This window comes from Micromonospora sp. CNZ280, assembly GCF_011759515.1.
The window spans coordinates 2,371,776-2,392,019 of the sequence record NZ_JAAOYP010000001.1; the positions used below are offsets into that span (position 1 = coordinate 2,371,776).

Genomic DNA, 20,244 nt, shown 5'->3' on the forward strand with positions numbered 1-20,244 from the left:
GGAGCGAGCGGAGCGAGCCCCGCAGTCGCGGGCAGAGATCTGCGCAGTCGCGAACGGAAGGCGGCTCTGATGACGACGACTTTCACCGAAGAGACCCGGGCCCGGGCGCGGGAGATCATCGCCCGTTACCCGGCGGACCGGTCCCGCTCGGCGCTGCTGCCGCTGCTGCACCTGGTGCAGTCCGAGGAGGGCTACGTCTCCCCGGCCGGCGTGGAGTTCTGCGCCGAGGTGCTCGGCCTGAACAAGGCCCAGGTCGGCGCGGTGGCCACCTTCTACACCATGTACAAGCGCCGGCCGACCGGCGACTACCTGGTGAGCGTCTGCACCAACACGATGTGCAACGTGCTCGGCGGCCAGGAGGTCTACGACACGCTGGCTGAGCACCTCGGCGTCGGGCATGACGAGACCACCGCCGACGGGAAGATCACCCTGGAGCACGCCGAGTGCCTGGCGGCCTGCGACTACGGCCCGGTGATGACCGTCAACTACGACTTCTTCGACAACGTCGACCCGCAGGCGGCGGTCGGGGTGGTCGACGAGCTGCGCGCCGGCGGCCGGCCGATGCCGACCCGGGGCGCCCGGCTCTGCACGCTCAAGGAGATGGCCGTGCAGCTCGCCGGCTTCGCCGACGAGCGGGACGGCGCGGTCGCCGACGGCGGGCCGGGCGAGCCGACCCTGCGTGGCCTGCGGCTGGCGCAGGAGCACGGCATCTCGGTGCCGGGCTTCGACCCGAACACCCCGATCCGGAGCAAGGCGGAGGCCGACGCGGCCGCGGCGAAGGTGAAGGCCGAGGCGGCCAAGGCCGCCGCGACCGGCAGCACCACCCGCGACGTGAAGGCGCCGGACGACAAGAACCCGCAGGTGCGGACGGCGGAGACCCGCCAGCCGGACGCGCGGACCGCGGTCCCCGACGCCCCCGGCACCAAGGTCCCCACGGACGGTGTGCCGCCGTCGCCGCGGGACGCCCAGGCGGCGGAGGCGGCCGGCACGGCGGCCAACCCGCCCGCCGGGGACGGCAAGCCCGCCGGCGACGAGGCCGGGGCGCAGGAGCGCAACCTCAAGGAGGCTCAGAAGTGACGACGCCTCGACGGGAGACGCTGGCCAAGCTCACTCCCGTGCTCAGCAAGCGCTGGCTGTCGCCGGACGCCTGGCGGATCGGCACCTACGAGAAGCTGGACGGCTACGCGGCGCTGCGCAAGGCGCTCAAGGCCCACCCGGACGACCTGATCCAGTTGGTCAAGGACTCCGGCCTGCGCGGTCGCGGCGGCGCCGGCTTCCCCACCGGTCTCAAGTGGGGGTTCATCCCGCAGGGCGACGGCAAGCCGCACTACCTGGTGGTGAACGCCGACGAGGGCGAGCCGGGCACCTGCAAGGACCTGCCGCTCATGACGCACGACCCGCACTCGCTGGTCGAGGGCGTGATCATCGCGTCGTACGCGATCCGAGCCAACCGCGCCTACATCTACATCAGGGGTGAGGCGGTGCACGCCGCGCGCCGGCTGCGCAACGCGGTCCAGGAGGCGTACGCCAAGGGCTACCTCGGCAGGAACATCCTCGGCTCGAAGTTCGACCTGGAGCTGGTGGTGCACTCCGGCGCCGGGGCGTACATCTGCGGCGAGGAGACGGCGCTGCTGGACTCGCTGGAGGGCTTCCGCGGCCAGCCCCGGCTGCGCCCGCCCTTCCCGGCCACCCACGGCCTGTACGCCAGCCCGACGGTGGTGAACAACGTCGGCACCATCGCCAGCGTGCCGTACATCGTGCTGGGCGGCGCCGACTGGTGGAAGAGCATGGGCACGGAGAAGTCCTCCGGGCCGATGATCTACTCGCTCTCCGGCCGGATCGCCAACCCGGGCCAGTACGAGTGCTCGATGGGCATCACCCTGCGCGAGCTGCTGGAGCTGGCCGGCGGGATGCAGCCCGGGCACAACCTGCGGTTCTGGACCCCGGGCGGCTCGTCGACGCCGCTGCTCACCGCCGAGCACCTGGACGTGCCGCTGGACTTCGAGTCGGTGGCGGCGGCCGGGTCGATCCTCGGCACCACGGCCACCCAGATCTTCTCCGACCAGGACTGCCCGGTCTACGCGACCTACCGGTGGCTGGAGTTCTACCACCACGAGTCGTGCGGCAAGTGCACCCCGTGCCGCGAGGGCAACTACTGGATGGTCCGGGTCTACCGGCGGATCCTCTCCGGTCAGGGCACCTACGAGGACCTGGACACCCTGCTGGACACCTGCGACAACATCCTCGGCCGCTCGTTCTGCGGCCTGGGTGACGGCGCGACCAGCTCGGTGACCTCGTCGCTGAAGTACTTCAAGCAGGACTACCTCGACTACATCGAGGGTCGTACCGCGCCGAAGCTGTCGGACAAGCAGCTGGTGGGAGCCCACTAATGACCGACGTAGCCAAGCAGACCGAGACCGTCACGCTCACCATCGACGGGGTCGAGGTCACCGCCCCCAAGGGCGCGCTGCTGATCCGCGTCGCGGAGCAGATGGGGACCGAGATCCCCCGGTTCTGCGACCACCCGCTGCTGGCCCCGGCCGGCGCGTGCCGGCAGTGCCTGGTCGAGGTGGAGGGGCAGCGCAAGCCGGTCGCCTCCTGCACCCAGACCGTCGCCGACGGCATGGTGGTCCGCACCCAGCTCACCTCACCGGTCGCCAAGAAGGCGCAGGAGGGGGTCATGGAGCTGCTGCTGCTCAACCACCCGCTCGACTGCCCGATGTGCGACAAGGGCGGCGAGTGCCCGCTGCAGAACCAGGCGATGTCCACCGGCCGCACCGACTCCCGGTTCCACGAGCACAAGCGGGAGTACGAGAAGCCGCTGGAGATCAGCACCCAGGTTCTGCTGGACCGGGAGCGCTGCGTGCTCTGCCAGCGGTGCACCCGGTTCTCCGAGGAGATCGCCGGCGACAAGTTCATCGACCTGATGAACCGGTCGTCCGCCGAGGAGATCAACATCTACCGGGACGACGCGTACGGCGCGGAGGACGGGGACGGCGACGTGCCGTTCAACTCCTACTTCTCCGGCAACACCGTGCAGATCTGCCCGGTCGGCGCGCTGACCGGTGCCCAGTACCGGTTCCGGGCCCGCCCGTTCGACCTGGTCTCCACCCCGAGCGTGTGCGAGCACTGCTCGGCCGGCTGCGCGCAGCGCACCGACTGGCGGCGGGGCAAGGTGCTGCGCCGGCTGGCCGGCGACGACCCGGCGGTGAACGAGGAGTGGAACTGCGACAAGGGGCGGTGGGGCTTCCAGTACACCCGCGCCTTCGACCGGCTCACCACCCCGCTGGTGCGCGACCAGCGCACCGGTGAGCTGCGCGAGGCGTCCTGGAGCGAGGCGCTCACCGTCGCCGCCGAGGGGCTGCGCGCCGCCCGGGACGGCGGTCAGGGCACCGCGGTGCTCACCGGCGGACGGCTGACCGTCGAGGACGCCTACGCGTACGCGAAGTTCGCCCGGGTGGCGCTGAACACCAACGACATCGACTTCCGGGCCCGGCCGGTCTCCCGCGAGGAGGCCGACTTCCTGGCCAGCTCGGTCGCCGGGGTCACCGACGTCACCTACGCCGACGTGGAGAACGCGCCGGCCGTGGTGCTGGTCGGCCTGGAGCCGGAGGAGGAGTGCCCGATCCTCTTCCTGCGGCTGCGCAAGGCGTACCTGAAGAAGAAGCTGACGGTGTACGCGATCGCGCCGTTCGCGACGCGCGGCCTGGAGAAGCTCGGCGCCAAGCTGGCCCGGGTGGTGCCGGGCGAGGAGGCCAGCGTGCTCGCCGAGCACGCCACGGTCGCCGAGGCGCTGAGCACCGAGGGCGCCATCCTGATCGTCGGCGAGCGGCTCGCCGAGGTGCCGGGCGGCCTCTCCGCGGCGGCCGACGTGGCCCGGCGTACCGGAGCCCGGTTGGCCTGGGTGCCGCGGCGCGCGGGTGACCGCGGCGCGGTCGACGCGGGCTGCCTGCCCAACCTGCTCCCCGGTGGCCGCCTGGTCACCGAGCCGGCCGCCCGGGCCGAGCTGGGCGAGGCGTGGGACATCGCGGCGGGGGTGATCCCCAGCCAGGCCGGCCGGGACACCGACGGCATCATCGAGGCGGCCGCCAACGGCCAGCTCGGCGCGCTGGTGGTGGCCGGCGTCGACCCGGCCGACCTGGCCGACCCGCGGCTGGCCGAGCAGGCGCTGGACACGGTGCCGTTCCTGGTCAGCCTGGAACTGCGCAACAGCGCGGTGGCCCGGCGGGCCGACGTGGTCTTCCCGGTCGCCCCGGTGGACGAGAAGGCCGGCAGCTTCCTGGACTGGGAGGGCCGGCTGCGCACCTTCGAGGCGGTGCTGCAGACCGCCGCGATGAACGACGGCCGGGTGCTGGACGCGCTGGCCGCACAGCTCGACGTGCGGCTGGGCACCGGCGACGTGCTCAGCGTCCGGCGCGAGCTGGGCGGGCTGCCGCCGACCCGGCTGGAGCGGCCGGCCGCCCCGGCGGTGGAGCCGGCCGCGGTGCCGACGCCCGGCGTCGGCGAGGCGGTGCTGGCCACCTGGCACCAGCTGATCGACCTCGGCAGCCTCACCGACGGCGACGAGCACCTCGCCGGCACCGCCCGCCCGCCGGTGGTTCGGCTGGGCAAGGGCACCGCCGAGGCGCTCGGCGTCGCCGACGGCGACCCGGTGACGGTGGGCACCGACCGGGGGGCGCTGACCCTGCCGGCGGCGATCACCGAGATGCCGGACGGTGTGGTCTGGCTGCCCACCAACTCGCCCGGCTCGACCGTGCGGCGCAGCCTCGGCGCGACGTCCGGAGCGGTCGTGCGGGTCTCCGCCGCCGCAGTGGCCGCGGACGCCGCCGGCCGTCCCGGCCCGCTCCTCAACGCAGGGGGTGTACAGCAGTGAACGCGGTCTACCTGGCGCAGGACCCGACGCTGGCCGACTTCGGCCGGGACACGTGGTGGCTCGTCCTCGGCAAGATCCTCTTCGCCTTCGTCTTCGCCGTGCTCGCCACGCTGCTCGGCGTCTGGTTCGAACGGCGGGTCGTGGGCCGGATGGCGGTGCGGCCCGGTCCCAACCAGGTCGGCCCGTTCGGCCTGCTGCAGACCCTCGCCGACGGCCTGAAGATGGCCTTCAAGGAGGACATCCTGCCGAAGGCGGCCGACAAGGTCGTCTACTTCTTCGCCCCGGTCATCTCGGTGGTCTGCGCGGTCACCGCGCTGTCGGTGATCCCGTTCGGCCCGATGGTCAGCATCTTCGGCCACCGGACGCCGCTGCAGGTCACCGACGTTTCGGTGGCGGTGCTGGTGGTGCTGGCCTGCTCCTCGCTGGCGGTGTACGGCGTGGTGCTCGGCGGCTGGGCCTCCGGCTCGACGTACCCGCTGCTCGGCGGCCTGCGATCGACCGCCCAGATGATCTCCTACGAGGTGGCGCTGGGGCTGAGCATCGTGGCCGTCTTCATGACCGCCGGCACGATGTCGACCAGCGAGATCGTCGCCAAGCAGGGCGACGCCACCCGGCTGACCCTCTTCGGCACCGAGCTGCCGGCGCCCGGCTGGTACGCGATCCTGCTGCTGCCGAGCTTCGTCATCTTCTTCATCGCCGCCGTCGGTGAGACCAACCGGGCGCCGTTCGACCTGCCCGAGGCCGAGTCCGAGCTGGTGGCCGGCTTCATGACCGAGTACAGCTCGCTGAAGTTCGCGCTCTTCATGCTCAGCGAGTACGTCGCCATGGTGACCATGTCCGCGGTCACCGTGACGCTGTTCCTCGGCGGCTGGCACGCGCCGTGGCCGATCACCCTCTGGGCGGGGGCCAACTCCGGCTGGTGGCCGATGCTGTGGTTCTTCGGCAAGGTGATCGCGCTGGTCTTCGTCTTCGTCTGGCTGCGGGGCACGCTGCCGCGGCTGCGTTACGACCAGTTCATGCGGTTCGGCTGGAAGGTGCTGCTGCCGATCAACCTGGTCTGGATCCTGGTGCTCGCCGGGCTGCGCTCGATCGAGGACTGGGAAACCCAGGGCAAGCTGATCGCGGTCGGCATCCCGGCCGGTCTGCTGCTGGTCGCCACGCTGCTGTGGCCGAGCCGCAAGCCGCAGCCGAAGCCGACGCTCCAGGAACAGGTCAACAACCGGCCGCACGGCAGCTTCCCGCTGCCCCCGATGGACCTGCAGGTACCACCGAGCCCGCGCACCAGGCGCGTGGTCGCCGAGCGGGAGCCGGCCAACATCGCCGCCGGCCCGGACTCCAGGGAGGTGTGACGTGGGCGCGATCACCGGAACGTTCAAGGGCTTCGGGGTCACCTTCTCGCACATGTTCAGGAAGGTCGTCACCACCGACTACCCGTTCAAGCCGCCGGTCTCGGCGCCGCGCTACCACGGGCGGCACATCCTCAACCGGCACCCGGACGGGCTGGAGAAGTGCATCGGCTGCGAGCTGTGCGCCTGGGCCTGCCCGGCGGACGCGATCTACGTCGAGGGTGGCGACAACACCGACGAGCAGCGTTTCTCGCCGGGTGAGCGGTACGCCAGCGTCTACCAGATCAACTACGCCCGGTGCATCTTCTGTGGCCTGTGCATCGAGGCCTGCCCGACCCGTTCGCTCACCATGAGCAACGAGTACGAGCTGGCCCGGGACAGCCGGCAGGACCTGATCTTCACCAAGGAGCAGTTGCTCGCGCCGCTGCTGCCGGGGATGGAGCAGCCGCCGCACCCGATGCGGCTGGGCGACAGCGAGAAGGACTACTACGTCGGCGCGCTGGAGAACCCGGGCACCTCGGCCGGGGCCGAGCGCTCCCCGATGGGCCCCGGGCGGTACCAGGTGGAGGAGCACCCCGGCGTGCCCTTCCCCGGCGCCGAGCAGCACGCCCAGCGGGCCGCCGCGGGCAAGGGAGACGGAGCATGACCACGCAGACGGTGCTCGCCGCGGCGGGCTCGGTTTCCAGTGGCGAGGCGGTCACCTTCTGGATCCTCGCCCCGCTGGCGCTGCTCGGCGGGATCGGGATGGTCGCCGCGCGCAACGCCGTGCACTCGGCGCTCTGGCTGGTGCTGACCATGCTCTGCCTCGGCGTGTTCTACGTGCTCCAGGCCGGGCCGTTCATCGGCATGGTGCAGATCATCGTCTACACCGGCGCGATCATGATGCTGTTCCTGTTCGTGCTGATGCTGGTCGGCCGGGACGCGTCGGACTCGCTGATCGAGACGCTGCGCGGGCAGCGGACCGCGGCGCTGCTGCTGGCGCTCGGCTTCGCCGGGCTGGTCGGCACCGGCCTCTACCGGGGGCTGGACGGGGTCACCGCGGTCGGCCTAACCGAGCCGAACGCCGAGGGGAACGTGCAGGGCATCGCCCGGCTGCTGTTCACCAAGTACGTCTTCGCCTTCGAGCTCACCTCGGCCCTGCTGATCACGGCGGCGGTCGGCGCGATGGTGCTGGCCCACGTCGAGCGGCGCAAGCAGGACCGGCTCGACCAGCCGGCGACCATGCGGGCCCGCTTCCGGCCGGGCAACTACCCCGGCCCGAAGCCCGGCCCCGGCGTCTTCGCCACCTCCTCCTCGGTGGCCACCCCGGCCCGGCTGCCGGACGGCCGGCTGACCGAGCGGAGCACCCCGGAGATCCTGCCGGTGCGCGAGCTGACCGCCGAGGAGACCGCGCTGAAGGGGACGGACCGGTGAGCGCGAGGAGTGAGCTTGCGAGCCCAGCAGTCGCGAACGAAAGGTGGGCCCGGTAATGGACGAGTTCTTCTCGGTCGAGCCGAACTACTACCTGGTCCTCGCCGCGGTGCTGTTCACCATCGGCGCGGCCGGGGTGCTGATCCGGCGCAACGCGATCGTGCTGTTCATGTGCGTCGAGTTGATGCTCAACGCGGCCAACCTGACGCTGGTCACCTTCAGCCGGATCAACGGTGACCTCAACGGCCAGATCATGGCGTTCTTCGTGATGGTGGTGGCGGCCGCCGAGGTCGTGGTCGGGCTCGCGATCATCATGTCGATCTTCCGGACCCGGCGCTCCGCGAGCGTCGACGACGCCAACCTGCTGAAGTACTGAGGGGCCTGCGGTGGTGGAGATTCTTGCGAACGCCCCGGCCGAGCCGGCCGGCGCCGTCACCTATGCGGCGGCGGACGGGCTGCTGGGCAGCGTCTGGCTGCTGGTGGCCATCCCGCTGGTCAGCGCGGCGGTCCTGCTGCTGCTCGGCCGGCGGGCGGACCGCTGGGGGCACTGGCTGGGCGTGGCGGCCATCGGCGCCGCCTTCCTGCTCGGCCTGACCTACTTCTTCCAGCTGCGCGGCCTGGAGAACAAGTCGGTCGAGCTGAGCCTCTGGGACTTCATCACGGTCGGCGGCCTGCGGGTGGACTTCGGTCTGCTCTTCGACCCGCTGGCCGCGGTCTTCGTCCTGCTGATCACCGGGGTGGGCTTCCTGATCCACCTCTACGCGGTCGAGTACCTGGCCCACGACGCGGGCCGGCGGCGCTTCTTCGGGTACTTCAACCTGTTCGTCGCCGCGATGCTGCTGCTGGTGCTCGGCAACAACTACGTGATGCTCTACTTCGGCTGGGAGGGCGTCGGCCTGGCGTCGTACCTGCTGATCTCCTTCTGGTACGAGCGGCCGAGCGCGGCCACCGCCGGCAAGAAGGCGTTCCTGATGAACCGGGTCGGCGACGCCGGCCTGGCGATCGGCATCTTCATCATGTTCGCCACCCTCGGCACCACCCAGTACGACGAGGTGTTCAACGGGGTCGGCTCGCTGACCGCGACCACCGTGCTGGTGCTGGGCCTGCTGCTGCTGCTCGGCGCGACCGGTAAGTCCGGCCAGTTCCCGCTGCAGGCGTGGCTGCCGGACGCGATGGAGGGCCCGACCCCGGTGTCGGCGCTCATCCACGCCGCCACCATGGTCACCGCCGGCGTCTACCTGATCGCCCGGTCCAACCCGATCTTCTCGGCCAACTCGACGCTCCAACTGGTGGTGGTCAGCGTCGGTGCGCTGACCCTGCTGATCGGCTGCGTCATCGGCGCGGCCAAGGACGACATCAAGCGGGTGCTGGCCTGGTCGACGGTCAGCCAGATCGGCTACATGTTCCTCGGCGTCGGGCTCGGTGGCGCGGCGTACGCGCTGGCCATCGTGCACCTGCTGGCGCACGGCTTCTTCAAGGCCAACATGTTCCTCGGCGCCGGCTCGGTCATGCACGGGATGAACGACCAGGTCGACATCCGCCGCTTCGGCGGGCTGTCGAAGCACATGAAGGTCACCTGGATCACCTTCATGATGGGCTGGCTCGCCATCATCGGCATGTTTCCGTTCTCCGGCTTCTTCTCCAAGGAGCCGATCATCGTGGCCGCGTTCGAGCGGGACGACTGGACGGCCTGGCTCTTCGGCATGGCCGCGCTGCTCGGCGCCGGGCTGACCGCGTTCTACATGACCCGGCTCTTCGTGCTCACCTTCCACGGGCCGAAGCGCTGGACCGAGGACATCGAGCACCCGCACGAGTCGCCGAAGCTGATGACCATCCCGCTGATCCTGCTCGCCGCGGGCTCGGTCGGGGCCGGCTTCCTGCTGAAGAGTTCCGTGCCGGACTGGCTGGAGGCCACCGCCGGCCTCGGCGGCGCGCACGGAGAACACGCTCCGGTCCTCTCGCACACCGTGATCACCGTGCTCTCGCTGCTGGTCACCGTGCTGGGCGCCGGGCTCGCCTGGTTCCTGTTCCGGGCCGGCACGGCCACCGAGCCGCAGCCGGCCGGGGTGCTGGTCACCGCCGCCCGGCGCAACCTCTACACCGACGCCTTCAATGAGGCGGTCTTCGAGAAGCCGGGCATCTTCCTCACCCGGGCGCTGGTCTACCTCGACAACCGGGGCGTGGACGGGCTGGTCAACGGCCTCGCCGCGGCGGTCGGCGGCGGCTCCGGTCGGCTCCGGCGGCTGCAGACCGGCTTCGTCCGGTCGTACGCCACCTCGATCCTGACCGGCGCGCTGCTGGTGCTGGCGGCGTTCCTGGCCGTCGAGGCGGGGTGGCTGGCGTGATCGACCTCTTCCAGGCGGCCGTCACCGGCGGACCGCGCAGTGACGACGGAGGTAAGGCCGCATAATGTCCGACTTCCCGTTCCTCTCGGTGCTCACCGTGGCGCCGCTGGTCGGCGCCCTGGTGGTGGCCCTGCTGCCGCGCTCGCGGCCGGAGCTGGCCAAGCAGGTCGCGCTCGGCTGGTCGGTGCTGGTGCTGGCGCTGTCGGTGGTCATGTGGGTCACCTTCCAGGTCGGCGGTGAGCGGTTCCAGTTCCGCGAGTCCTACCCGTGGATCCCGAACTGGGGCGTCAACTTCACCTTCGCCGCCGACGGCATCGCGCTGGTGATGCTGATGCTCATCGCGGTGCTGGTGCCGCTGGTGATCCTGGCGTCCTGGCACGACGCGGAGTCGTCGAAGCGGTCGGTGCCGGTCTACTTCGCGCTGCTGCTCGTCCTCGAGTGCACGATGATCGGCGTCTTCGCCGCCGCCGACGTCTTCCTGTTCTACGTGTTCTTCGAGGTCATGCTGGTGCCGATGTACTTCCTGATCGGCAGCTACGGCGGCCACCAGCGGCAGTACGCGGCGGTGAAGTTCTTCCTCTACTCGCTCGTCGGCGGTCTGTTCATGCTCGCCGCGGTGATCGGCCTCTGGGTGGTCGGCGGGAAGACCTTCGACTGGCAGGCGCTGTCCCAGGTGGACATCTCCACCGGCACCGAGCGCTGGCTCTTCCTCGGCTTCTTCCTCGCGTTCGCGATCAAGGCGCCGTTCTTCCCGTTCCACACCTGGCTGCCGGACGCCGGTGGGGCGGCGCCCGCGGGCGCGGCCGCGCTGCTGGTCGGCGTGCTCGACAAGGTCGGCACGTTCGGCATCCTGCGCTACTGCCTGCCGCTCTTCCCGGACGCGGCCAAGTGGTTCGCCCCGTGGGCGCTGGCGCTGGGCCTGATCGGCATCATCTACGCCGCGCTGCTGGCGGTCGGCCAGAACGACCTGAAGCGGCTGGTGTCGTACACCTCGATCGCGCACTTCGGCTTCATCGGGGTGGGCATCTTCGCCTTCACCACCCAGGCGGGCACCGGCGCGGTGCTCTACATGGTCAACCACGGCCTCGCCACCGGCCTGCTCTTCCTGGTGGTGGGCATGTTCGTGGCCCGGCGGGGCTCGGCGCTGGTGAGCGACTTCGGCGGCGCCGGCAAGCTGGTGCCGCTGCTGGCCGGAGTGCTCTTCTTCGCCGGTCTCGCCTCGCTGGCGCTGCCCGGCACCGCGCCGTTCGTCTCCGAGTTCCTGGTGCTGATCGGCACCTTCACGGTGAACAAGCCGGTAGCCGTGATCGCCACGCTCGGCATCATCCTGGCCGCGGCGTACGTGCTCTGGATGGTGCAGCGCACCACGCAGGGCACGCTGAACCCGGCGCTGACGGAGGTCGACGGCATGCGGCGTGACCTCAACCTGCGCGAGAAGGTCGTGGTCGCACCCCTGATCGCGCTGATCGTGCTGCTCGGGTTCTACCCGAAGCCGGTCACCGACGTGATCAACCCCGCCATCCAGGCGACCATGCAGGACGTCGGCAGCACCGACCCTGCGCCCTCGGTCGGCACCGTGCAGGAGGCCGCGAAGTGAACGAGCTCAAACTTCCCTCGATCGACTACGCGGCGCTCGCGCCGAGCCTGATCATGCTGGGTGCCGCGTTGCTCGGCGTGCTGGTCGAGGCGTTCGTGCCCCGGCGGCGGCGGCACGTGGTGCAGCTGTCGCTGGCGCTGCTGGCGGTGCTCGGCGCGCTCACCATGGTGGTGCTGAACGCCGACGACCGGCTGATCACCATCGGCGGGGCGATCGCGGTGGACGGCCCGACACTCTTCCTCCAGGGCGCGATCCTGGTGCTCGCCGCGATGGCGCTGCTGCTCATCGGCGAGCGCTCGGTGGAGCGGGGCGGGGCGTTCGTCGCCCAGGCCGCGTTCCCCGCCGAGTCCGCCGACGACCGGCGGCAGGCCGAGGGCGTGAGCGGCGCCACCGAGGTCTACCCGCTGACCACCTTCGCGATCGGCGGCATGCTGATCTTCGTGGCGGCGAACGACCTGCTGACCATGTTCATCGCGCTCGAGGTCTTCTCGCTGCCGCTCTACCTGCTCTGCGCCCTGGCCCGTCGCCGGCGGCTGCTGAGCCAGGAGGCCGCGCTGAAGTACTTCATGCTCGGCGCGTACGCCTCGGCCTTCTTCCTGTTCGGGGTGGCCCTGGTCTACGGCTTCACCGCGGGTATCCCGAACGGCTCGGCCGGGGTCGACTTCGCCACCATCAACGCCGCCGTGGCCGAGTCGACGGCCAGCCGGCTGCTGCTCTTCGCCGGCATGGCGCTGCTCAGCATCGGCCTGCTGTTCAAGGCGGCGGCCGCCCCGTTCCACGTCTGGACGCCGGACGTCTACCAGGGCGCGCCGACCCCGGTCACCGGCTTCATGGCCGCCTGCACCAAGGTCGCCGCGTTCGGCGCCCTGCTGCGGGTGTTCCACGTCGCCTTCGACGGGGCCCGGTGGGACTTCACTCCGGTGCTCGGCGCGGTCGCGGTGCTGACCATGCTGGTCGGCGCGGTGCTGGCGGTCACCCAGACCGACATCAAGCGGCTGCTCGCCTACTCGTCCATCGCGAACGCCGGGTACCTGCTGGTCGGCGTCCTGGCGCCGAACCGGGAGGGGCTCTCCGGGACCATGTTCTACCTGGTCGCGTACGGCTTCTCGGTGCTCGCCGCGTTCGCCGTGGTGACCCTGGTCCGGGACGCCGACGGCGAGGCCACCCACCTGTCCCGCTGGGCCGGGCTGGGCAAGCGGTCGCCGTTCTACGCCGGGGTGTTCACCTTCATCCTGCTGGCCTTCGCCGGCATCCCGCTGACCAGCGGCTTCACCAGCAAGTTCGCGGTGTTCGGCCCGGCGCTCGACGGAGGGCAGGCGTGGCTGGTGATCGCCGGCGTGCTGACCAGCATGGTGCTGGCCTTCCCGTACCTGCGGGTCGTGGTGATGATGTGGCTCTCCGAGCCGGGCGAGTCCACCCCGACGGTCACCGTGCCGGGCGGCCTCACCTCGGCCGCGCTCATGATCGGCGTGATCGCCACCCTGGTGCTCGGGGTCGCCCCGGCGCCGTTGCTCGACCTCGCCACGGGGGCCGCCGAGTTCGTGCGGTGACCCGTCGTCCGGGCCCACCGGGGCCGGTCCGCCACGGCGGGCCGGCCCCCGCTGCGTATCCCCAGTCCGGAGCAGGTCGAGGGGGTGTGGCATGGTGGATAGCGTGGTGATTCCGGCTGGCGAGCGTTCAGGTGCCACCGGCTCCGGCGGCCGCCGGAGCCGGGTGAGCACGAGTCAGTTCGGCGCGCTCGGCCTCTATCTCGCCGATCCCCGCGTCGAGGCTTCCGTGCTGGGCCTGCTGGAGGCCGTCGAGGTCGAGCTGCGGGCCAGTGTGGCCAGCGCCGACCCGTTTGTCACCGAGGCCGCCCGGCACCTGGTCGAGGCCGGCGGCAAGCGGTTCCGGCCGCTGCTGGTGGCGCTCGGCGCCCAGTTCGGCGATCCGACCGGCGCGCAGGTCGTACCGGCCGCGGTGGTGATGGAGCTCACCCACCTGGCCACGCTCTACCACGACGACGTGATGGACGAGGCCGCCGTACGCCGGGGCGCGCCCAGCGCCAACTCGCGATGGACCAACTCGGTCGCCATCCTGGTCGGGGACTACCTCTTCGCCCGGGCCGCGGACATCGCGGCCGACCTGGGCGCCGAGGCGGTACGCCTGCAGGCGCGCACCTTCGCGCGGCTGGTACACGGCCAGATCGCCGAGACGGTCGGTCCCCGCCCCGGTGACGACCCGGTGGCGCACTACCTCGACGTGATCGCCGGGAAGACCGGCTCGCTGATCGCCACCTCGGCCCGCTTCGGCGGGATGTTCGGCGGTGCCGCGCCGGAGCACATCGAGGCGCTGGCCGGCTACGGCGAGACCATCGGCGTCGCCTTCCAGCTCTCCGACGACCTGCTCGACATCGCCTCCGAGTCGGTGCAGTCGGGCAAGACCCCCGGCACCGACCTGCGCGAGGGCGTACCGACCCTGCCGGTGCTCTACGCGCTGGCCTCCGACGACGCCGACGCCGCCTCGGTGCGGCTGCGGGAGATCCTGGCCACCGGCCCGGTGACCGACGACGACCTGCACGCGGAGGCGCTCGGCCTGCTCCGGGAGAGCCCGGCGCTCAAGCGCGCCCGGGAGACCGTCCGCAGCTACGCCGAGGACGCCCGCGACCAGCTGGCCCTGCTCCCCGACAACCCGGCCCGGCGCGCCCTCGAATCCCTCTGCGACTACATCGCCGACCGCACCAGCTGACCCCGGCCCCCTCCCGCACCGCCCGGCCCCGCCGTTGATCATGAAGTTGTTGCGGCGACACGCCGACGCGGATGGCAACACCCTCATGATCAACGCGCCGAACCGTCAGCGGGGGAGGAGGCGGGTGGCCGTCAGCATGAGGACGGCGGCCAGGAGCATGGCGGTGGCGGCGGCGGCCCACATGGTGGGGTAGCCGGCGTGGGCGGCGACCGTGCCGAGGGCGAGCGGGCCGAGGCAGCCGCCGGCGTACACCCCGGTCTGGGTGATCGAGGTGGCGGCGGCCGGCGCCTGCGGGTGCAGCCGGACCACCGCGAAGTTCATCAGCCCCGGCCAGGCCCAGCCCAGGCCGAAGCCGAGCACCACGCCGACCACCAGCGGCCCGGTGCCGGCCAGCGCGAGCAGGCCGAGCCCACCGGCGCCGACCACCAGCATGCCGGCGATGACGGCCACGTGGCCGCCGGAGCGGCGGTCGGCGAGCCAGCCGGCGCCGACCCGGGCGGCGACGCAGACCGCGCTGCCGAGGGTCAGGGTCAGGCCGGCCGGTCCGGGCGCCAGCCCGCGATCGACCGAGGAGTCGACCAGGAAGGTGCCGAGCGCGTTCGCGGCCGCCGCGGCGAGCGTCGCGGCGACCCCGACGAGCACCAGGGCCCCGGTGGCCCGACTGGCGCGCGCGCTGGCGTCCCGCCGGGCCGGGCGGGGTTCCCGCGCGGGTACGGCCATCCAGGCGGCCAGCGCGGCCGTGGCGGCCGCCACGAACGCCCAGCGCCACCCGGCGGTCAGCGCCACGGTCGGCACCGCCACGCCGGCGAGCAGCGTGGAGACCGGGATGGCCGCCTGCTTCACCCCGAACGACAGGCCCTGCCGCCGCGGTGGCACGTGCCGGGCCAGCGCGGCGTTGCTGCCCATCTGGCCGAGGGCGTTCGCGGTGCCGCTGAGCGCGAGCAGCCCGAGCAGCACCGGAAAGGAGCGGGCCAGCGCCGCCATGGCGAGCAGGCTGCCGGCCGAGATCAGGATGGCGGCCCGGGCGACCAGGGCCGGCCCGTACCGCTCGGCGAGGGCGCCGGAGGGCATCGAGGCCAGCGCGCCCACCCCGAAGTACACCGACACCGCCAGGCCCAGGCCGGCCGGGGAGAAACCGAGGTCCGCGCCCAACTGCACGGCGAGCCCGCCGACCAGGAAGACCGGCAGGACGGAGGCGATGGTGACGGCGACGGCGCCGGCGGCGGCCCGAACGGGTCGGGCCGGCGCGGGAGCCGGGTGCAGCGCGGTGTCGGCCATGATGCGGCAAACCTACGCGAGCCCAGCTCACGGCACGCATCGTGTCGGCTGAAGCACAACTCGTCCATGACGATCTGGCATCCTCCACCCGAACAGGCATTTCGCGCCCGGCCGGTATTTCATATGGTGTAAGTCCCCGGCGGCGGAGGTGGTTGTGCGCGACCCCCTGGCGGAGCCTTCGGATCTGATCCGGAGCGTGTCCCGCGCGCTACGAGTGCTCGAGTCGGTCGGCCGTGCCCCCAAGGGGCTGACCGTGAAGCAGATCGCCCGGCGGTGCGAGCTGACCGTGGCAACGACCTATCACCTGGTCCGCACCCTGGCCTACGAGGGCTACGTGATCCGTCGCGAGGACGGCACGTACATCGTGGGCCTCGAGGTCGCGGACCGCTACCGCGAGCTGGTGACCGCGTTCCGCGGGCCCCCGGCGGTCGGCGAGAGCCTGCGCCGGGTCGCCGCGGATACCGGCTACAGCCACTACCTGGGCCGGTTCGTGGGTGGGCAGGTGGCGCTCACCGCGATGGCCGAGGGGCCGCGTACGCCGTACCTGGAGGACCTGGTCCCGGGATTCGACGAGGGGGCGCACGCCACCGCGCTGGGCAAGGCGCTGCTCGCCACGCTCACCGCCGAACAGCGCTTCCGCTACCTGCGGGAGTACGGCATGCGGCCGTTCACCAGCGCCACGCTGACCAACGTGGAGGCGTTCGAGGCCGACCTGGCCGCCGGTGAGCGGCGCGGCATGCAGCTGGAGCTGGGGCAGTTCCGGCAGGGCGTGGCCTGCGCGGCGGTGCTGGTCGCCCCGGACAAGGACATGGAGCGCCGGGTGGTGCTGGCCTGCGCGCTGCCGGCCAGCGAGATGATGACCTCCGCCCGGGTGGTACGCGCCAAGCTGCTCACCGCCGCCCGGGCCATCGCCGACGGCATCGCCGCCGAGAGCTGAGCCGGGGGCGGTGGCCGGAGGCGGCGGGCCGGCACGGCGGTGCGCCGGTCGGCCCACCGGGCACCGCGAAGAGCGTGATGACGGCACGGGGCCCTCTCCCCGGTTGGGAGAGGGCCCCGCCGGCGGTCCGGCGCCGGGACCGCCCGAGTGACGTCAGCTGCCGACCGGGCCGCCGTCGAGCCGCCAGGTGACCACCACTCCCGGCTTGGCGAAGTCCCCGTCCGGCCAGGTCGAGGCCGGCTTCTGCACGGACGCCCCGGTGATCTCGCCGGGGTGCTGCACGGCCACGAAGACCGAGCGGTTGTCGCCGGTGATGAACGGGCCGCACGCCTCGGCGCCGAGCGGCACGGTCAGGAACTGCTTGAGGTGACCCCGCTCCGGGCCCTCGACGGCGGTGGCGAAGAGGCCGTCATTGCTGCCCAGCGCGTTGCCGTCGGTGGAGATCCAGAGGTTGCCGGTGGCGTCGAAGGCGACGTTGTCCGGGCAGGAGATCGGCGAGACCGTGGTCTTGTCGTACCCGGCGAAGTAGGTCGACGGATCGGCCGGGTCGCCGGCCACGATCGGCACCGACCAGCCGAAGGTCTCGGCCGAGTTGTCGCCCCGGTCCTCGACCAGCTCCAGCACGTGGCCGTGCTTGTTGGCGGTACGCGGGTTGGCCTCGTCCGCCTTCGGGTTGCTGCCGACGCCCCGGTTGGTGTTGTTGGTCAGCGCCACGTACACCTTGCCGGTGAGCTGGCTCGGCTCGACGTCCTCCGGCCGGTCCATCTTGGTCGCGCCGACCTTGTCGCCGGCCAGCCGGGTGAAGGTGAGCACCTCCGCGGCGGTCATCCCATCGACGTACGAGCGGGTGCCGCTGACCAGCTTGATCCACCGGCCGCGGCCGTTGAACGCCCCGTCCGAGGGGAGCCTGCCGGAGCCGTCGATCTCGCCGGCACTGGTTTCGTCGAGCTTGGCGACGTAGAGGGTGCCGGACTCCAGCAGGGTCAGGTTGTGCTTGCGGGCGACCCAGGAGTTGCCCGGCAGGAACTTCTTGTCCGAGACGAACTTGTACAGGTAGTCGAACCGCTCGTCGTCACCCATGTACGCGACCGCGTGCCCGCTCTTCGCGATGATCACGTTCGCGCCCTCGTGCTTGAACCGGCCCAGCGCGGTGTGCTTGCGCGGGCGGCTCTCCGGGTCGAACGGGTCGATCTCGACGATCCAGCCGAACCGGTGCGCCTCGTTCGGGTGCTTCGCCAGGTCGAACCGCTCGTCGGCGCGCTCCCACTTGCGGCTGCCCCTGGGGTAACGGGCGCCGGTGGTGATGCTGTACCGCTCCAGCTTCGGCTTCAGCTCCGCCGGCACGCCGTCGCCGCCGACGAAGTACTGGTTGAAGTTCTCCTCGCCGGAGAGCACCGTGCCCCACGGGGTGACCCCGCCGGCGCAGTTGTTCAGCGTGCCGATCACCGTCCGGCCCTTCGGGTCGGCGGCGGTACGCAGCCAGGCCGAGCCGGCGGCCGGGCCGGTCAGCTCGAACCTGGTGCTGAGCGCGGTGACCCGCCGGTTGTACGGCAGGCGGCCCTTGCCGACCGGCCGCCACTGCCCGGTGCCACCCACCCGCTCCAGCTCCACCACGGACATGCCGTGCGCGGCCATCGCGACCCGCAGCTGCTCCACGGTCAGCGCGTCCTGGCTGGTGAAGCCGGGGAACATCAGGTCCTCGTTGGTGTACTCGTGGTTGACCACGAGCAGCGCGCGCCGGCCCTGCTTGTCCAGCGGCAGCACGCCGACGAAGTCGTTGTTGTAGCCGAACTGCTTGGCCTGCTTGGCCGCGGTCTGCTCGTGCAGGTCGAACTCGGGCGCGCCCGGCAGCACCGGGTCACCCCAGCGGATCACCACCGAGTGGTCGTACCCGTTCGGCACCACCAGGGTGTCGAGCTTGTTCGGCGGGATCGGCTTGAAGGTCAGCGCGCCGCTGCCCACGCCCCGGCCGGGGCGGCCGAATCCGGCGGCCTCGGGCACCACCGGGGTGCCCGGCGCGGCCGCCGCGGGCGCGGCACCGGCCAGCGCGCCGGCCGCGGCGCCACCGAAGCCGAGGACCAGGGCGCCGACCGCGCCGGCCCGGACCACGCCACGGCGGGTCACCTCGGCGCTGACCACATCGCCGAAGTACGTGTTGTCGGAGGTGTTCGGCACCGGGTGGTCGCAGGCGTTGCCGCACCGGTACAGACAGGTCATGGCGTCACGGCCGCCGTGGCGGGTGGCGCCGAGCAGCGGGAGCAGCCGGGGACGGTCGCTCATGGGGAGGTGCCTCCTGAAAGGGGTCGATGCACGCCGGAAGAAGCTGGTGCGTACCCGGCGGACGCTAGGAGGGCGCGGTGAGCGGTCGTCGGCCGCGGCGTGAACCGGGCATGAACACCTCGCCGGGACGTCCGCGATGACCTGCGGCTGAACCGATCGGCGTGACCGCACGTAATACCGAGCGAACGCACCGCCGGACGCGCGCCGGAAGCGAGGAGACAGCCATCAGCGACCACGACGCCCAACTGCTTCGCGCGCTGCACGACGAGCACGCGGAGGCGCTGTACGCGCACGCTCTGCGGCTGGTCAACGGCGACCGGCAGCGGGCCGAGGACCTGGTGCAGGAGACCCTGCTGCGGGCCTGGCGGCATCCGGAGTCCCTCGACCCCCGGCGCGGCTCGGTCCGAGCCTGGCTCTTCACCACCGCGCGGAACCTGGCCATCGACGCCTGGCGGCGCCGGGCCACCCGGGTCGGCGAGGTCTACACCGACGAGCTGCCCGAGCCACCGGAGACCGTCGACGAAGCGGAGCGTGCGGTGGAGGCCTGGACCGTGGCCGAGGCGTTGAACCGGCTCAGCCCGACCCACCGCGAGGTGCTGGTCGAGTGCTTCTACCAGGGGCGCTCGGTGGCCGAGGCGGCCTCCCGGCTGGGCGTGCCGCCCGGCACGGTGAAGTCCCGGACGCACTACGCCCTGCGCTCACTACGGTTGGTCCTGGCCGAGATGGGGGTGACGGGATGACCCGGTGCGAGTTCGCGCACGACGACGGCGCGTACGTGCTGGGTGCGCTGGCTCCCGCCGAGCGGGCGGCCTACGAGCGGCACCTCGCCGGCTGCGCCGCCTGCCAACAGGCGGTCGCCGAGATCGCCGTACTGCCCGGCCTGCTGGGCCGGCTCGACCCGGCCGGGCTGGAACAGTTCCTGCCGCCACCGGCGGAGAGCACCCGGATGCCCGAGCTGCTCGCGGCCGCGCGGGAGCGCCGGCGCCGCGAGCGGTCGGCCATCCGCCGGCGGTACGCGCTGACCGCGCTCGCCGCGGCCGCGCTCGCCCTGGTGGTCGGCGTCGGTACGGCCACCCTGCTGCCCCGTACCGGGCCGGGGCCGGCGGGCGACCCGCAGATGGTCGCCATGCAGCCGGTGGCCGGCACGGTGCCGGTGCACGCGGAGGTCGCGCTGACCGGCACCGAGTGGGGTACCCAGGTGACCATGCGCTGCGGGTACGAGGCGCGGCCCGGCTACGGGAAGGCGTACACCTTCCGGCTGGTGGCGCACGGTCCGGACGGCGCCACCGAGCAGATCGGCTCCTGGCTCGCCGCGCCCGGCGACGACCTGCGGATCAGCGGCGCGACCCGGTTCACCGACGCGGAGCTGGTGCGGCTGGAGCTGCTCCGCGCCGACGGCACCCCCGTGCTCGCCCACGACGTGCGCTGAGCGGCGCGGACCGGCCCGCCGC

General features: G+C 72.1%; 16 protein-coding genes. 14 read left to right on the forward strand and 2 right to left on the reverse strand.

The window, feature by feature from the left end:
• The first annotated feature begins 69 nt into the window (after window positions 1-69).
• The 11 genes from nuoE to FHX32_RS11360 all read left to right on the forward strand — a co-directional run bounded on the left by nuoE (window position 70) and on the right by FHX32_RS11360 (window position 14,298).
• Window positions 70-1,077 carry an NADH-quinone oxidoreductase subunit NuoE gene (gene nuoE, locus FHX32_RS11310; RefSeq protein WP_167180839.1) on the forward strand — a complete coding sequence of 336 codons (1,008 nt, stop codon included), beginning with the start codon at window positions 70-72 and terminating at the stop codon, window positions 1,075-1,077.
• Window positions 1,074-2,390, forward strand: coding sequence for an NADH-quinone oxidoreductase subunit NuoF (nuoF, locus tag FHX32_RS11315; RefSeq protein WP_167180841.1), 1,317 nt, complete (start codon window positions 1,074-1,076; stop codon window positions 2,388-2,390). The genes nuoE and nuoF overlap by 4 nt, the downstream gene beginning before the upstream one ends.
• Window positions 2,390-4,873 carry an NADH-quinone oxidoreductase subunit G gene (locus FHX32_RS11320; RefSeq protein ID WP_167180843.1) on the forward strand — a complete coding sequence of 828 codons (2,484 nt, stop codon included), beginning with the start codon at window positions 2,390-2,392 and terminating at the stop codon, window positions 4,871-4,873. Before nuoF ends, FHX32_RS11320 begins: the two co-directional genes overlap by 1 nt.
• Window positions 4,870-6,222 (forward strand): NADH-quinone oxidoreductase subunit NuoH, encoded by a 1,353-nt coding sequence (nuoH, locus tag FHX32_RS11325; protein ID WP_167180845.1) that lies wholly within the window; start codon window positions 4,870-4,872, stop codon window positions 6,220-6,222. Before FHX32_RS11320 ends, nuoH begins: the two co-directional genes overlap by 4 nt.
• 1 nt (window position 6,223) lies before the next feature.
• Window positions 6,224-6,865 (forward strand): NADH-quinone oxidoreductase subunit NuoI, encoded by a 642-nt coding sequence (nuoI, locus tag FHX32_RS11330; protein ID WP_167180847.1) that lies wholly within the window; start codon window positions 6,224-6,226, stop codon window positions 6,863-6,865.
• Window positions 6,862-7,632: an NADH-quinone oxidoreductase subunit J gene (locus FHX32_RS11335; protein ID WP_167180849.1), complete on the forward strand. Its 771-nt coding sequence runs from the start codon at window positions 6,862-6,864 to the stop codon at window positions 7,630-7,632. The genes nuoI and FHX32_RS11335 overlap by 4 nt, the downstream gene beginning before the upstream one ends.
• A 55-nt stretch (window positions 7,633-7,687) precedes the next feature.
• Window positions 7,688-8,005: an NADH-quinone oxidoreductase subunit NuoK gene (gene nuoK / locus FHX32_RS11340; RefSeq protein ID WP_088997031.1), complete on the forward strand. Its 318-nt coding sequence runs from the start codon at window positions 7,688-7,690 to the stop codon at window positions 8,003-8,005.
• Window positions 8,006-8,018: 13 nt separating this feature from the next.
• Window positions 8,019-9,974 (forward strand): NADH-quinone oxidoreductase subunit L, encoded by a 1,956-nt coding sequence (gene nuoL, locus FHX32_RS11345; RefSeq protein WP_167182572.1) that lies wholly within the window; start codon window positions 8,019-8,021, stop codon window positions 9,972-9,974.
• A 64-nt stretch (window positions 9,975-10,038) separates the two neighbouring features.
• A complete protein-coding gene (locus FHX32_RS11350; protein WP_167180851.1) occupies window positions 10,039-11,571 on the forward strand; it encodes an NADH-quinone oxidoreductase subunit M in 1,533 nt (510 codons plus the stop codon).
• A complete protein-coding gene (gene nuoN / locus FHX32_RS11355) occupies window positions 11,568-13,121 on the forward strand; it encodes an NADH-quinone oxidoreductase subunit NuoN (protein WP_167180853.1) in 1,554 nt (517 codons plus the stop codon). The genes FHX32_RS11350 and nuoN overlap by 4 nt, the downstream gene beginning before the upstream one ends.
• Window positions 13,122-13,212: 91 nt before the next feature.
• Window positions 13,213-14,298 (forward strand): polyprenyl synthetase family protein, encoded by a 1,086-nt coding sequence (locus FHX32_RS11360; protein WP_167180855.1) that lies wholly within the window; start codon window positions 13,213-13,215, stop codon window positions 14,296-14,298.
• 105 nt (window positions 14,299-14,403) lie between these two features.
• Here the strand turns inward: FHX32_RS11360 and FHX32_RS11365 are convergent, their stop codons facing one another.
• Window positions 14,404-15,576, reverse strand: coding sequence for an MFS transporter (locus FHX32_RS11365; RefSeq protein ID WP_167180856.1), 1,173 nt, complete (start codon window positions 15,574-15,576; stop codon window positions 14,404-14,406).
• Window positions 15,577-15,730: 154 nt separating this feature from the next.
• Here FHX32_RS11365 and FHX32_RS11370 point away from each other — a divergent pair, with 154 nt between their 5' ends.
• Window positions 15,731-16,513, forward strand: coding sequence for an IclR family transcriptional regulator domain-containing protein (locus FHX32_RS11370; RefSeq protein ID WP_167180858.1), 783 nt, complete (start codon window positions 15,731-15,733; stop codon window positions 16,511-16,513).
• A 153-nt stretch (window positions 16,514-16,666) separates the two neighbouring features.
• On the opposite strand, the gene FHX32_RS11375 is transcribed toward FHX32_RS11370, so the two are convergent.
• Window positions 16,667-18,793, reverse strand: a complete 2,127-nt coding sequence (locus tag FHX32_RS11375) for a PhoX family protein (RefSeq protein ID WP_167180860.1) — start codon at window positions 18,791-18,793, stop codon at window positions 16,667-16,669.
• 224 nt (window positions 18,794-19,017) lie between these two features.
• On the opposite strand from FHX32_RS11375, the gene FHX32_RS11380 reads away from it, so the two are divergent.
• Window positions 19,018-19,533, forward strand: a complete 516-nt coding sequence (locus FHX32_RS11380) for a sigma-70 family RNA polymerase sigma factor (RefSeq protein ID WP_088998064.1) — start codon at window positions 19,018-19,020, stop codon at window positions 19,531-19,533.
• On the forward strand, window positions 19,530-20,222 hold the full coding sequence (locus tag FHX32_RS11385; RefSeq protein WP_167180862.1) for a zf-HC2 domain-containing protein: 693 nt from the start codon (window positions 19,530-19,532) through the stop codon (window positions 20,220-20,222). The genes FHX32_RS11380 and FHX32_RS11385 overlap by 4 nt, the downstream gene beginning before the upstream one ends.
• Window positions 20,223-20,244 lie beyond the last annotated feature (22 nt).